Source organism: Methanolobus sp. WCC1 (assembly GCF_045690315.1).
GTDB lineage: Archaea > Halobacteriota > Methanosarcinia > Methanosarcinales > Methanosarcinaceae > Methanolobus > Methanolobus tindarius.
On sequence record NZ_CP146979.1, the window covers coordinates 1997228 to 2010996 of the forward strand.

Annotated in this window: 12 protein-coding genes; 9 read left to right on the forward strand and 3 right to left on the reverse strand. The window is 41.6% G+C overall.

Annotated features, from left to right (window positions below):
• The first annotated feature begins 97 nt into the window (after nt 1-97).
• From V7O61_RS09630 to V7O61_RS09650, 5 genes are all read left to right on the forward strand, one after another.
• Nucleotides 98-1576, forward strand: a complete 1479-nt coding sequence (locus tag V7O61_RS09630; protein ID WP_407283410.1) for a (R)-citramalate synthase — start codon at nt 98-100, stop codon at nt 1574-1576.
• A gap of 66 nt (nt 1577-1642) precedes the next feature.
• Complete coding sequence (locus V7O61_RS09635; RefSeq protein ID WP_407281966.1) at nt 1643-3340, forward strand: acetolactate synthase large subunit; 1698 nt, start codon at nt 1643-1645, stop codon at nt 3338-3340.
• Nucleotides 3337-3822 carry an acetolactate synthase small subunit gene (gene ilvN, locus V7O61_RS09640; RefSeq protein WP_023846216.1) on the forward strand — a complete coding sequence of 162 codons (486 nt, stop codon included), beginning with the start codon at nt 3337-3339 and terminating at the stop codon, nt 3820-3822. The genes V7O61_RS09635 and ilvN overlap by 4 nt, the downstream gene beginning before the upstream one ends.
• A 62-nt stretch (nt 3823-3884) precedes the next feature.
• The gene (gene ilvC, locus V7O61_RS09645; RefSeq protein WP_407281965.1) at nt 3885-4892 is read left to right on the forward strand and encodes a ketol-acid reductoisomerase; all 1008 of its coding nucleotides are present in this window, start codon (nt 3885-3887) and stop codon (nt 4890-4892) included.
• Nucleotides 4893-4973: 81 nt separating this feature from the next.
• The gene (locus V7O61_RS09650) at nt 4974-5495 is read left to right on the forward strand and encodes a nitroreductase (protein ID WP_288067911.1); all 522 of its coding nucleotides are present in this window, start codon (nt 4974-4976) and stop codon (nt 5493-5495) included.
• Nucleotides 5496-5749: 254 nt separating this feature from the next.
• Here the strand turns inward: V7O61_RS09650 and V7O61_RS09655 are convergent, their stop codons facing one another.
• Nucleotides 5750-8065 carry a DNA topoisomerase gene (locus tag V7O61_RS09655; RefSeq protein ID WP_407281963.1) on the reverse strand — a complete coding sequence of 772 codons (2316 nt, stop codon included), beginning with the start codon at nt 8063-8065 and terminating at the stop codon, nt 5750-5752.
• Nucleotides 8066-8225: 160 nt separating this feature from the next.
• On the opposite strand from V7O61_RS09655, the gene V7O61_RS09660 reads away from it, so the two are divergent.
• Complete coding sequence (locus V7O61_RS09660; RefSeq protein WP_407281962.1) at nt 8226-9077, forward strand: hypothetical protein; 852 nt, start codon at nt 8226-8228, stop codon at nt 9075-9077.
• Between the two features lie 50 nt (nt 9078-9127).
• On the forward strand, nt 9128-9925 hold the full coding sequence (locus V7O61_RS09665) for a hypothetical protein (protein ID WP_023846211.1): 798 nt from the start codon (nt 9128-9130) through the stop codon (nt 9923-9925).
• Nucleotides 9926-10007: 82 nt separating this feature from the next.
• Here the strand turns inward: V7O61_RS09665 and V7O61_RS09670 are convergent, their stop codons facing one another.
• Entirely contained in the window at nt 10008-10391 is a 384-nt protein-coding gene (locus V7O61_RS09670) for an SgcJ/EcaC family oxidoreductase (protein ID WP_023846210.1), read from the reverse strand.
• 126 nt (nt 10392-10517) lie between these two features.
• On the opposite strand from V7O61_RS09670, the gene thiC reads away from it, so the two are divergent.
• Nucleotides 10518-11801, forward strand: coding sequence for a phosphomethylpyrimidine synthase ThiC (gene thiC, locus V7O61_RS09675; RefSeq protein WP_407281960.1), 1284 nt, complete (start codon nt 10518-10520; stop codon nt 11799-11801).
• Between the two features lie 59 nt (nt 11802-11860).
• Entirely contained in the window at nt 11861-12700 is an 840-nt protein-coding gene (locus V7O61_RS09680) for an MBL fold metallo-hydrolase (protein WP_023846208.1), read from the forward strand.
• 34 nt (nt 12701-12734) lie between these two features.
• On the opposite strand, the gene V7O61_RS09685 is transcribed toward V7O61_RS09680, so the two are convergent.
• Nucleotides 12735-13388, reverse strand: coding sequence for a peroxiredoxin (locus tag V7O61_RS09685; RefSeq protein WP_211232215.1), 654 nt, complete (start codon nt 13386-13388; stop codon nt 12735-12737).
• Nucleotides 13389-13769: the final 381 nt, after the last annotated feature.

Here is a 13769-nt window from a genome sequence, read left to right on the forward strand (position 1 = left end):
GTGATGAATCATGACAAATTAATCGTTATACATATATAGCACTTCAGTGTATCCCTCTAAGCTGTTGCTACTCAGTAACAGACAAATATCGTGAGGGATTATATTATTCGAAAATGTCCGGTTTTTAGACACAACTCTTAGAGACGGCGAACAGACACCAGGCGTAGCGCTTACCAGCAAGGACAAGGTAGACATTGCCACAAAGCTTGATGAGCTTGGCGTTAATGTCATCGAGGCAGGCTCAGCAATCACCTCAGAAGGTGAACGCGAATCCATAAGGGCCGTAGTTGCTGAAGGGCTAAATGCAGAGATCTGCAGCTACTGTAGAATCATGAAACCAGATGTGGATTATGCACTGGCATGTGATGTCGATTCAATTCACCTGGTGGCACCTGTATCAGACTTGCATATCAACGTGAAGCTGAAAAAAGACAGGGAAGCCGTCAGGAAAATGGCCATTGAGACCACAGAATATGCAAAGGAACATGGCCTTATTGTAGAACTCAGCGGTGAAGATGCCTCCAGGGCAGACGTTGATTTCCTTAAGTCATTATATAATGACGGAGTCGATGCAGGCGCAGATAGGTTATGTTATTGTGATACTGTAGGTTTACTTGTACCTGAGAAGGCAGAACTTGTTTTCAGTGATATTTGCTCTGCAGTAAAAGCGCCCGTGAGTATCCATTGCCACAATGACTTTGGCATGGGAACCGCTAACACAATAGCAGCCTTGAGAGGAGGAGCGCAGCAGGCCCATGTAACCATTAATGGAATAGGTGAAAGAGCTGGAAATACTGCACTGGAAGAAGTTGTGATGACCATTGAATGGTTATACAAACACAAGACCGGAATTAATACAAAAGAGATCTTCAAGACCTCAAGACTTGTAAGCAGGCTCACAGGCATACCTGTGGCACCTAACAAATCACTCACCGGTGGTAATGCATTTACCCATGAGGCAGGTATCCACGTACACGGTTTACTGGCTGACACGGAAACATATGAACCGATAAAGCCGGAAATACTCGGAAGGGAAAGGAAGATCGTTCTTGGAAAACATGCAGGTAAGAGTTCTGTAACCCTTGCCGTTAAAGAAATGGGATTTGATGTTGATGATTCTCAGCTGCATGAGATACTTAACCGTGTCAAGGAGCTTGGAGATCATGGCAAAAAAGTAACCGACGCAGACCTGCAGACAATAGCTGAAACAGTCCTCAGTATCGAGAGAGAAGCAAAAGTTATTCTTGAAGAATATACTGTTGTATCAGGTAACAAAGTTACCCCAACAGCATCAGTCAAGCTTAAAGTTGAAGGCCAGGATGTTGTAGAGGCAGGTATAGGAGACGGGCCTGTTGATGCAGCCTTTGCAAGCATCAAAAAAGGAGTATCAGGAATTGCTGATGTCCAGCTTGAAGAATATCATGTCGATGCTATAAGTGGCGGAACTGATGCTCTTGTAGAAGTTCTTGTAAAGCTTTCAAAGGATGGAAAAATGGTTACAGCCAGAGGTTCAAGGACAGATATTGTTATGGCGTCCGTGGAGGCCGTTCTTAACGGAATTAACCGTCTTATCTAAATTTTAGAAACATATAAGGCAGATACTATCAATTTACGCAGAGAATTTACATTTCAGAGGTTTCATATGACTGAATCGACGGAGAAAATGACAGGTGCCCGAGCCCTCATCGAGTGCCTGTATAGGGAAGGTGTAGACACCATCTTCGGATATCCCGGTGGCGTACTGCTCCCCATATACGACGAACTTTATGATGCGGACATCCGTCACATACTTGTCCGCCACGAACAGGCTGCTGCCCACGCAGCAGAAGGATATGCAAGAGCAACAGGAAAGACGGGAGTATGTATTGCAACTTCAGGACCTGGTGCGACAAATCTTGTGACAGGAATTGCAAACGCATACATGGACTCTATACCAATGGTGGTTTTCACCGGACAGGTACCAAGCAGTCTTTTGGGCAATGATGCATTCCAGGAAGCAAATATCACCGGCATAACAATGCCAATTACAAAGCACAATTACCTTGTGCAGGATGCAAATGAGCTTCCACAAGTAATCAAGGAAGCATTCCATATTGCATCCACAGGCAGACCCGGACCTGTACTGGTAGATCTCCCAAAGGATGTCACAGTACAGGAGATCGACTTCTATTACCCTGAAAAAGTTGACCTTAAAGGTTACAAACCAACATACCAGGGAAATCTGCAGCAGGTAAAAAGAGCAGCTTCTGCAATTAAAGAATCAAAGAATCCTGTGATCTATGCAGGTGGCGGTGTCATAAGTTCCAATGCCAGCAAAGAACTTCTTGAGCTTGCAGAGAAAATAAAAGCACCTGTGACAACAACCCTTACCGGCATGGGTGGATTCCCTGTAGAACATGAGTTGTTCCTTGGAATGCCAGGTATGCACGGTGCAAAGTATGCAAACTATGCCATACAGGAATCTGACCTTCTTATTGCAGTAGGTGCAAGGTTTGATGACAGGGTAACCGGTAAACTCAAGGCTTTTGCTTCAAACGCAAAGATCATCCACATCGACATTGACCCTGCAGAGATTTCAAAGAATGTAAAGGTTGATGTTCCAATAGTAGGAGACGCAAAATGGATACTTCAGAAATTGCTAAAATATGCCGAACCCGCACAATCTGAGAAATGGCTTGACAGGATAGCACACTGGAAGAAAGTGCATCCACTTCATTATGTTGAACCGGCAACAGGTGACGGAATCAAACCACAGTACATTATCGAGCAGATAACCGAAGCATGCAAAGACGCAATAATAGTTACTGAAGTAGGACAGCACCAGATGTGGGCTGCACAGTACTTCAGATTCAGTGAACCAAGAACATTTATCACATCAGGTGGACTTGGAACAATGGGTTATGGATTCCCTGCATCCATTGGAGCAAAGATTGCAAGACCTGATAAAGTTGTTTTTGATATCGCAGGTGACGGGTCATTCCAGATGAACTCACAGGAACTTGCAACAGCAGTTCAGGAAAACGTACCGGTTATTGTTGCTGTTTTCAACAATGGATACCTTGGAATGGTAAGACAATGGCAGGAGCTTTTCCACAACAGGAGATATTCTGCAACATGCATCCAGAACAGTGTCGATTTTGTTAAACTTGCAGAAGCATACGGTGCACTGGGACTCAGAGCCACAAAGCGTGACGAAGTACGCCCTGTAATCGAAGAAGCTATTGCATCTGGCAGACCGACAGTCATTGACTTTATAGTTGAAGAGGAAGAAAACGTATCACCAATGGTACCGGCAGGTGCTGCGATCAACGAAATACTTGATCTGGAGAGGAAAGAATGAGACATACACTTGCAGTTCTGGTCGAGAACAAATACGGAGTACTCTCAAGAGTCGCAGGCATGTTCTCCAGAAGAGGTTATAACATTGACAGCCTTACGGTAGGAGTCACCGATGACCCTACAATTTCCCGTATGACCATTGTTGTCATGGGAGATGATGAAGTACTGGAACAGGTCACAAAGCAGCTTAACAAGCTTATCGATGTCATCAGAGTTACAGATCTCAAATCTGAAGAATCGGTTGATAGAGAACTGGCTTTAATAAAAGTCAATTCAGATGTGACTAACCGTTCCGAAATAATGCAGATAGCAGACATATTCCGAGCCCGCATCATCGACGTTGCTTCAAAATCAATGATTATTGAAGTGACAGGTGATGACGGCAAGATCACTGCAATCGAACAATTACTCAGACCCTTTGGAATAAAGGAAATGGTAAGAACCGGAAAAGTAGCCCTCAAGAGAGGACAGAAGAGTTCTTAATTATTCAGGCACTTATAGGTGTTTTAATTATAAATGATATATTTTGATTAGAGGAACATACAATGGCACAAATGTATTATGATAACGATGCAGACCTTAACTTGCTTAAAGGTAAAAAGATCGCAGTAATGGGTTACGGAAGCCAGGGACATGCACAGGCACAGAACCTTCATGACTCAGGACTTGACGTAACAGTAGGCCTCAGAGAAGGAAGCAGACGCTGGAAGCAGGCAGAAGAAGATGGCCTTAAGGTCATGACAGTTGCAGATGCAGCAAAGATGGCAGATGTCATCCAGATTCTCCTCCCTGATGAAGTACAGTCACAGGTATACTACAACGATATCGAGCCAGGACTTGAAGCAGGTAACGCAATAGTATTCTCACACGGATTCAACATCCACTACAACCAGATAATTCCACAGAAAGACATCGATGTCTATATGGTAGCTCCAAAGAGCCCGGGACACCTTGTAAGAAGAACCTACGTAGATGGAGCTGGTGTTCCAGGTCTTGTAGCAGTTTATCAGGACGCAACCGGTAAGGCAATGGAAATGGCACTTGCACACGCAAAAGGTGTCGGATGTACCCGTGCAGGAGTCTACAAGACATCCTTCCGCGAGGAAACCGAGACTGACCTCTTTGGTGAGCAGGTAGACCTTTGTGGTGGTGTTGCATCACTCATCAAGACTTCCTTCGAAGTACTTGTTGAAGCAGGTTACCAGCCAGAGATGGCATACTTCGAGACATGCCACGAGCTTAAGCTCATTGTCGACCTTATCCACGAGGGTGGTCTTGACAAGATGTGGTACTCTGTATCTAACACCGCAGAATACGGTGGAATGACAGTAGGTCCAAAGGTCATCAACGAGCTCTCAAGAGAAGCTATGTATGAAGCTCTTGACAGGATCCAGAACGGAGAATTTGCCCGTGAGTTCGTACTTGAAGGCAAGGCAAACAGACCGGTACTCACCGCAATGGAGAGGCAAGACAGAGAACACCCACTGGAAGTCATTGGTAAAGAAATAAGAGCTAAGATGCCATGGCTTAACAGTGAGCTTAACGAAAAGTAGACCAATTGGTCTACACAACCTTTTTTTATTCTTTACTACAAATAATCTTACAATAATTTCCCTTTAACCGGAGGTATAGATGTGCCAGAAGTAATTGACACAATCCTTTCAAGAAGAAGTATCAGAAAATACACAGACGAATCAATAAGCGATGAAAATATCATGATAATACTGGAGACAGCAAGATGGGCACCATCCGGCCTTAACAACCAGCCATGGAAATTCATAGTTATTAAAGATAAAGAAACCATGGAAGAACTCGCAGGCTGCACGCATTATTCTCAAATAGTTCAGGATGCACCCTTGTTAATAGCAGTATACCTTGACACCGAAACAATGTACAACAAAACAAAAGACATACAGGCCATCGGTGCAGCCATTCAGAACATGCTGCTTGCCTGCTGTGACCTTGGGCTGGGTGCAGTATGGCTGGGTGAGATACTAAACCAGTCAGATAAAGTTAACTTGATTCTCAACTGTCCTGCTTCTCTGGAGCTTATGGCAGTACTTGCAATAGGCAAACCCGCAGATAATGGCAAAAGCCCATCACGAAAAGAACTTGAAGACATAGTTTTCAGTGAAAAATACGGAAACAAAATTTAACTGGATATTCTACCCATCAGAAAATAAGAAAAAATGTTGGAGGCAGAGACGAATTGTGATAAATTGGAGGTATATTGGAGGTAGTAGATCGGCTTGACCCATTTTTTAGTAGACATGATCAGGAAATAGGTCTACAATTCGTCTCTAGTCCTTAAAATGGATTTTATCATATATAAGGCTTTTTCAAATTTTGCATTAAATCAAGAAAAACTGATTTAGCAAGAATTCAAATTTGATTGATTAATCATTAAAGACTACCTTTTACCCGGACATTTCCGATTACAGCAAAACTCCTTAGCATCCTGTTTTTGCTCTTTTACACGGAGGATGTGCCATCCGCAATGCTCACATAGCCTGTCAAGAATAGTAAGTCTACCTGATTTAGGCACAGATTGCGTGTGCCCGCATCTGTTGGTACAAGCAAGGAATCGGGAATCTTTTGTGGTTATCAGGAACATCGAACCATCGCATGCCGGACACGGACCTACAATTTCAGGAGGGAAACATTTCTTTTCCAGATCACAGGTAAAACATGGACCAATCCCCACTGCCCAGTTATACTTGTTACCCACTTTCATTACCGCAACACCACCTTTTTCACATTGCTGTGAGCGCAGAACAGTAAGTGCACCTGCCTTTGGCAGAGGATAAGTATTCTTGCATTCAGGATATCCAGTACAACCTACAAAGCGTCCCTTGTCAGTCTTGATCATGTGCAGCATCCTTCCACATTCAGGACAGGTTCCAACAAAGTTTTTCTTATCGGTTGCAACCTGTTCATCAACAATGGTACCTGCCATTCTGGCAGCAATGGCTTCCTTGCTCGATGTTAGCTGGGAATACATTTTTTTGATCAGCAGAGTCCCTTCTTCAAGGGCACTTTCAAGAGATTTTTTGCCATCTTCAACATCCTGGATAAGAGATTCAATACGTGCCCGAATCTCAGGCTGTACCAGAATAGGAACCGTAGCATCCAGAGTATCCATCAGGGTAAAGCCAGTATCCAGAATGGCTATTGTTTTACCTTTTGTTTCAAAATATCCTCTTTTCTTATTGGTTTCAATATGACTTGGAGCTGTGGCCTTGGTACCGATACCATGCTTGTCCATCAGAGTCAGAAGTTCAGCCTCAGTCAGGCGTTTTGGAGGAGTTGTCTCGGATTTTGTATTTTTTAGCTTCTTTACGTCAACCTCATCTTTTTCCTCGATGAATGGAAGAAGTTTGTCATTTTTAGTTTCAAATGGATAAACATCAAGCCAGCCTGCACTTTTAAGAATTGAACCTTTTACATCAAAAATTTCCCCGCCAACAAGTATTTCCATTCTTGTTTTCTCAAAAATGGCAGGCTGCATCAGGTTTGCAAGAAAATGCCTCACTATCAGGTCATAAACCTTCCATGCATTGGGCATTCTGACACTTCTTTCGACATCATCTTTTGAAGCTGCCTTGATAGGATGGATAGGAGGGTGGTCGTGTCCGTCCTTTGTGCCATTCCTGCAGCTAATATCTCCTGCAGAGATGACTTCCAGGGCATATTTCTGATAAATTCCTGATGAAAAAGCCACCAGTTTTGATTTGAAATCAAAATCATCTGCATACTTATTGGTCTCAGTCCTGGGATAACTGGTAAAACCGGAAAGATAAAGCTGTTCTGCGGTTTCAAGTGCCTCCTCCGGACTCACACCCAGGAATTTAGAAGAGCGTTTCAGGAACTCAGTTGTATTCAACGGATAAGGAGGATTGGTGCGAGCTTCCTTTACACGTTTCTTGTCAACAAGACCAGTCTTGCAATCTTTTATGCGAGCGAAAATCTCATCTGCTTTTTCTTTTTCATAAATGTTTCCGGCCCTGTGAACACCGGTAAAATCTGAACCGTTAGAATTGAAAATTGCCTCTATTTTCCAGAAGTCCTTTGGTTTAAAGTTCTTTATGAGCTTCTCCCTTTCATAGACAAATCCACAGGTAGGTGTCTGGCACGGGCCAATGGAAATAACACCTTTTGTCCGAGCTTTCTCCCTTACGGACAATGTCATAAAGCGGGTAAAAGCCGCACCCATTTTAAGATCTAGAATCTGACGGGCTTCTGCGGACATTGCCATATTGTAATCCGGCTCAACAAGATTTGAAAATGCTTTTTTGATTTCACTGGAAGAAAGTGATGAAAAGCGTGCTCTTTTAACCGGCAGGGAAGCCACTCTTTCAGCAATCTCTTTTGCTTCAAAACCAATATTCTCCCCTTCCCTGTCAAAGTCGCATGCAAGGACAACTTCTTCAGCCCCGCTTGCAAGAAGTGATATTGCAGCAGCATATGGTTTTTTAGTTACGTTTTTTACAGGAGGAGTGTCCAAAAGAACAGCCGGATCGCATTCACGCCAGTTGTTAAACTGCTCAGGAAAATCATAACCCATGATGTGACCGGCAAGTCCCATTATCCTCCATTCTTTGCCGTTCATCTTGAAGTCATATACAGGAATACTTTCCACCGAAGCCCGGTTAAAGTGCCCTCCGCTGAGAATACTTGCTATCTGGGAAGCTGCTTTGTTCTTTTCCGTAAATACGACTATAGACATGCTGCAACCCTATGTCCTGATTGTAGATAAAAATTGAGCTTGCAGGGTGAAAGTGATAATTGAAGTTATAGTTACATGATGTGACCACATAATTTCTACCGAATTAATTATATATCAAAATATAATAAAATAAAACATAAAATAAATTAGTGGCCAGTGCATGAACTTAAAAAAGAACTACAAGCATATATTGATAATTCTCGTGATATTTTCTATTTTGCTTGTAGCAATGTTTTGTGCCATCTCTGACTATCACAGAACTTCTGGCTATAATATTGAGCCTCCAATCAGACCATGGCAGATAATAGATCCCCAGTCAGAATATGGGATGGAACTGACATCCATAGCAGAAAAAGCAATCGAGGACGAAGATTTTGACAATAACTACACTTCAATTCAAAATATTGTTCAGTATGCTCCAAATGCTGTCAGGCTGAAATTCCAGAGTTCAAAGAGTTTTTCCAGTTCTCAGGTCTACGCATGCGGAGAATTTGCCGATACGGGAACCATTACGTTTTTCGAACCTGATCTTGACGTATATGACGTTTACAATTATCATATGGGAATCTACGGAAATCATTTGCCGGAAAACAGGAGAAAGTATAGCAAGAGCTTTTCAGGCACAATTCAAAAATCAGGATGGGGAAAAGATTACAACTACAGGATAAATGGCGATTCCATAGAACTTATCGACCCGGCAACAGATAATATCGTGTTCATATTGCCAGATTACAAAGTAAACCTGTATGAAGACAGGAATGATACAATAACAGAAAAGATTAATTCTGAATATCCTTTTGCCAGGCAACTACTTTCTGTTAGTGAAGAGAAGCCTTATGCAGTAATAGATTTAACGCAGGAAACAAAAGAAAGCTGGATAGTCCTTGATGTCTTTTTTGATAAAGAGGAACTATACTTATTGCATACAGAAGAAATAACACAGGATATTTACAATGTAGTGATCTCGCATACTGTAAAGTATTACAATGAGGAAGAAACAGCGCAGGACTAATTTCAATTGACTTATGCTTCAAACTATAATGACCATGCTGAGGGCTAAATATGAACTTTAAAGAAAATTACAAAATAATATTAATCAGCATTGTAATAATTTTAATTTCCTTTGCTGCGGTGCATTATGAGATGGCAGAAGCCCGCAAAAATGTCATTATAGACCCTCAATCAGAATATGGAAAAGAATTGACTGCAATTGCAGAAAAAGCCATTGAGGAGGAAGGTATTGATACAAGATACCTGCACTCCGGAAATCTTGTTCAGAAATCATCGGGCACCATAACATTAACATTTAGTGGTTCCAGAAGTTATTCCGGTGCTGAGGTCTATTCCAATGCAGACTTTGGTGAAGATGAAAAAATTACGTTTTTTGCAGCAGATCTTGACAGATATGATATCCATACGTATTCTACACAACCGGAGAATGGAAGAATATACAATAAAGATGGAGTAACAATGTCTGGGATATATGGACAGGGAAAAGATTGTAGCTATAATATACAGAACAACTCCATAGAACTGGCAGATCCTGAAACAAACAAAGTCATGTTTATTCTATCGAACTATACAGTCAATCAGGATGCTAATAAAGCAGACACAATTGCGGATGAAATTAACTCCAAATATGCCTCTGTGCAGCAACCTCTTCCTGTCGACAAAGAGAAACCTTACATCATTATGGATATAAACATGAATGATGAAAATGGTCATTTGACGATAGAAACAGCATTCTACAAAGGTGAACTCTACTCAATGCACATACAAGAAAGTACAAAAGAAGAGGATACAAAAAAAGGATTTTATACTACGACAATATCTCATGGCGTAAGATTTTACGATGAATAATAGGAAGCAGTATAGGATAATCTCAATCAGATTCATAAATGAAAAACACAAATCAACAGCATATACTGATGATTTGTTGTGTTCAGGCATCAAGAAGATCATGCCCATATGAATTATCAATTACACAAAACCAGACACCGTTTGCATCCTTTCTGAAAACATATGTAGCCTTACGCTCCTGAAGAGGGTGCCCTTTAGCTGAAACGAGAGTTTTTGCCAAAACCAATGCAGTATCCCCCGTCTCCAGAATTTTCATTCCTGTCTGCCTGACATCCAGAGTATGTTCGAAGTGAGAGGCAATACCCTCAAACGCCTTTCTTATTTGCTCTTTTCCGACTGCATTCATCCCTGGTTGAATAACTAAAACAGCATCATCTGCATATATATCTGTTAAAGTATTGAAATCTTCCTGGTTAATAGCAGTATCAGCTTTGTTGATAAGTAATTCTATTGGATGCTGTTTCATTCTTTTTCCCTCAAGAAAGCATAACATAATATCTGAACAAGTTCAAATATTACATAAGTCCTGTGAAACATATATATGTCCCTACAATGTATCTGCACCTAAAAGACACTGCATGCAGGAGATACTATGACACAAATGGAAGATGCTAAAAAGGGCAAAATAACACCACAGATGGAAGCCGTTGCCAGAGACGAGGGCATTGATGCTAAGACCATCTGTTCATGTGTTGCCAACGGGACCATAAGTATCCCGAACAACCCTGTAAGGGACTGCAGGGTCGTAGGTATAGGAAAATACCTCAGTACTAAAGTAAATGCCAATATTGGAACTTCAAGGGATTACATCAATATCGAAGAGGAAGTTGAGAAGGCAAAGACCGCAGAAACCTTTGGTGCCGATGCACTCATGGATCTCTCAACCGGAGGAGATCTTGACCTTATCAGGAAAAAGATAATGGATGCAGTGAACATCCCAATTGGTTCGGTTCCGATTTACCAGGCAGCATCTTCACAGAAAGCTGTTGTTGACATGACCTCCGATGACATGTTTAATGCGGTACGCAAACATGCAAAGGATGGAATTGATTTTGTTACAATACATGCTGCTGTTAACCAGAATGCCCTTAAGAGAATAAAAAACGCAGACAGGATAACAGATATAGTCAGCCGTGGTGGATCCTTCACACTTGCATGGATGTTGCATAACGGAGAAGATAATCCATTCTATGCAGAATACGATTATCTCATGGAAATTGCCTATGAATACGATATGGCTATCAGCCTTGGCGATGGCATGAGACCGGGATGTATCCATGATGCATCTGACGGACCTTCATTTATGGAATTCATAACTCTTGGTGAGCTTGTCAAGAGAACAAGGGAAGAGAATATCCAGTGCTTTGTTGAAGGTCCCGGACATGTTCCGTTAGATGAAGTGGAATTAAGTGTCAAAGGAATGAAGAATCTATGTCACAATGCACCACTTTACCTTCTTGGCCCGCTTGTCACAGACATTGCACCGGGATATGACCACATAACCGGAGCAATCGGTGGTACACTTGCTGGCATGTGTGGTACAGATTTCCTGTGTATGACAACACCGGCAGAACATCTTGCATTGCCAACAAACGACGATATCCGTGAAGGAACCATCGTTACAAAAATTGCAGCCCATGCTGCCGACCTTACAAAAGAAGGACAGAAAGAACGTGCAAGAGCAATTGATAACAAAATGGCACATGCACGCAAAAATCTCGATTGGGATGCGCAGTTTAAACTTGCAATTGATGGTGAGAAGGCAAAGAAGATCAGAGACAGCAGGAATACAGGCAGTGAAGCCTGTTCCATGTGCGGTGATCTCTGTGCTATGAAAATTGTCAGTAGGGCGCTTGAAGAAGAGAAGAAAAAGTGACATTTTGTCACTTCCTCTTAAAATATAACTTTTTTAACCTTTCAATCTTATTTTAGTCTATGAAACTAACCGTACTCATAGATAACAACACCCTGATTGACCGTTACTTACTGGGCGAACCGGGAGTTTCCTATTTAATTGAAGCTGACAGGAAAAAGATTCTCTTTGACACAGGCTATTCAGATGCATTTATCCTAAATGCACGAAAAATGAATATCGATCTTCTGGATATCGACCATATTGTACTGTCACATGCACATCTGGATCACACATGGGGACTTGATCCTCTTATCAAACTTTACACCGAAGCGCAGATAGAAGGCCTGGAACATCTGGAGCCGGACCTGATTGCACATCCTTTAGTATTCAATAGCAGAACATATTCTGGAGTTCAGGAAATCGGGACACTTGTTTCTGAGGAAAAGATTGCAAGAATATTTAAATTAAGAGTAAGCAGCGAGCCACTATGGATTACTGAGAATGTTGTTTTCCTTGGACAGATTCCACGGAAATTTGACTTTGAGAATGACTCGCCTGAAAGCAAGATAATAATCGATGGAAAAGAAAGTGATGATGAACTTCTTGACGACACGGCACTTGCAATAAAAACGCAACAAGGTCTTGTTATTGTAACAGGGTGTTCTCATTCAGGAATCTGCAACATGATAGAATATGCAAAAAAAGTCTGCAGTGACAACAGAGTAATTGATGTCATCGGAGGTTTCCATTTGCAGACTCCACCTGAAAAAAAGATGAAAGGAACCGTTGACTATTTCCGCAATCTTAACGCAAAGGAAGTCCATGCATGCCATTGTACAGACCTGAACTCAAAAATAGCACTAGCCGGAGTTTGTAACCTGAAAGAAGTTGGTTGCGGCCTTCAGCTTGAATATAAATAATAAAAAAGGACTCATTGAGTCCTCTACATTTATATCAGGATTGTTTCTTAAAGCACATGAACCAGTCAAGACAATACTTGCCTTCTTCTTTTGATTCAACTCTTTCCTTTGCAGTTCCACAGGATCCCGGTGGTGGTATTATCACATCGTCTCCTGGCTGCCAGTTGGCAGGTGTAGCAACTCCCTCTGCATCAGATTTCTGCATTGCAAGCAATAGTCTTTTGATCTCATCCATGTTTCTTCCGTTGGATAATGGATAGTAAACAATTGCTCTGATCTTTGCTTTCGGATCAATCATAAATACAGCCCTGACAGCCTGGGTATCAGATGCATTTGGCTGTACCATGCCGAATTTCTTTGCGACTTCCATCTTAAGGTCGGCAATTACAGGGAAATTGATTTCCATATCTTTCATACCCTTGTATTCGATTTTTTCCTTGATGGTACGCAGCCATGCAATATGCGCATAGATACTGTCAATTGAAAGACCCAGAAGTTCAGCGTTCAGTTCACTGAATTCACCCTGCATGCTGGAAAATGTCATGAATTCTGTAGTGCAGACAGGAGTAAAGTCAGCAGGGTGACTGAAAAGTATAACCCACTTACCCTTGTAGTCTTTCGGGAAATGTATTTCACCTGCTGTTGTCACAGCTGTAAATGACGGTGCGCTGTCGCCTATAAGAGGCATATTGATAGTTTCTCCATCTGACATGTGCTTCTCCCCTACACTTGCTTTTAATTTCTTCATGCTGCTGTCAAGATATTCATTAATCTCTTTTGCCTGTTTATCAAATTCCTTTTCCAGTTCCAGATCCTTAATGTTTCTGGAAATATAGTCTTTCATATCCTTGAACTGATCTTCAAGATGCTTTTTCATGTCTTTTTTCTCATCCATATACATCACCTTTAAGAAGTGCATTCTCTGAGAGTATGAACTAAAGGACAGAATCAAAAAGAACAAATCTGCCCGCACTCCATTATTTATTATGGATTCCATGCATAAGAACTTGATTGTCACACGATTAATATTAAGACAGTCCTGTGCAAAATCGAATATTGTTCAACAAAA

What these genes read in the sequence shown, in the direction of transcription:
- V7O61_RS09655 (WP_407281963.1), bottom strand. Translation starts at nt 8,065, where the DNA reads ATGTCTATAGTCGTATTTACGGAAAAGAACAAAGCAGCTTCCCAGATA.
- thiC (WP_407281960.1), top strand. Translation starts at nt 10,518, where the DNA reads ATGACACAAATGGAAGATGCTAAAAAGGGCAAAATAACACCACAGATG.
- V7O61_RS09635 (WP_407281966.1), top strand. Translation starts at nt 1,643, where the DNA reads ATGACTGAATCGACGGAGAAAATGACAGGTGCCCGAGCCCTCATCGAG.
- V7O61_RS09665 (WP_023846211.1), top strand. Translation starts at nt 9,128, where the DNA reads ATGAACTTTAAAGAAAATTACAAAATAATATTAATCAGCATTGTAATA.
- ilvC (WP_407281965.1), top strand. Translation starts at nt 3,885, where the DNA reads ATGGCACAAATGTATTATGATAACGATGCAGACCTTAACTTGCTTAAA.
- ilvN (WP_023846216.1), top strand. Translation starts at nt 3,337, where the DNA reads ATGAGACATACACTTGCAGTTCTGGTCGAGAACAAATACGGAGTACTC.
- V7O61_RS09680 (WP_023846208.1), top strand. Translation starts at nt 11,861, where the DNA reads ATGAAACTAACCGTACTCATAGATAACAACACCCTGATTGACCGTTAC.
- V7O61_RS09670 (WP_023846210.1), bottom strand. Translation starts at nt 10,391, where the DNA reads ATGAAACAGCATCCAATAGAATTACTTATCAACAAAGCTGATACTGCT.
- V7O61_RS09685 (WP_211232215.1), bottom strand. Translation starts at nt 13,388, where the DNA reads ATGCCTCTTATAGGCGACAGCGCACCGTCATTTACAGCTGTGACAACA.
- V7O61_RS09660 (WP_407281962.1), top strand. Translation starts at nt 8,226, where the DNA reads ATGAACTTAAAAAAGAACTACAAGCATATATTGATAATTCTCGTGATA.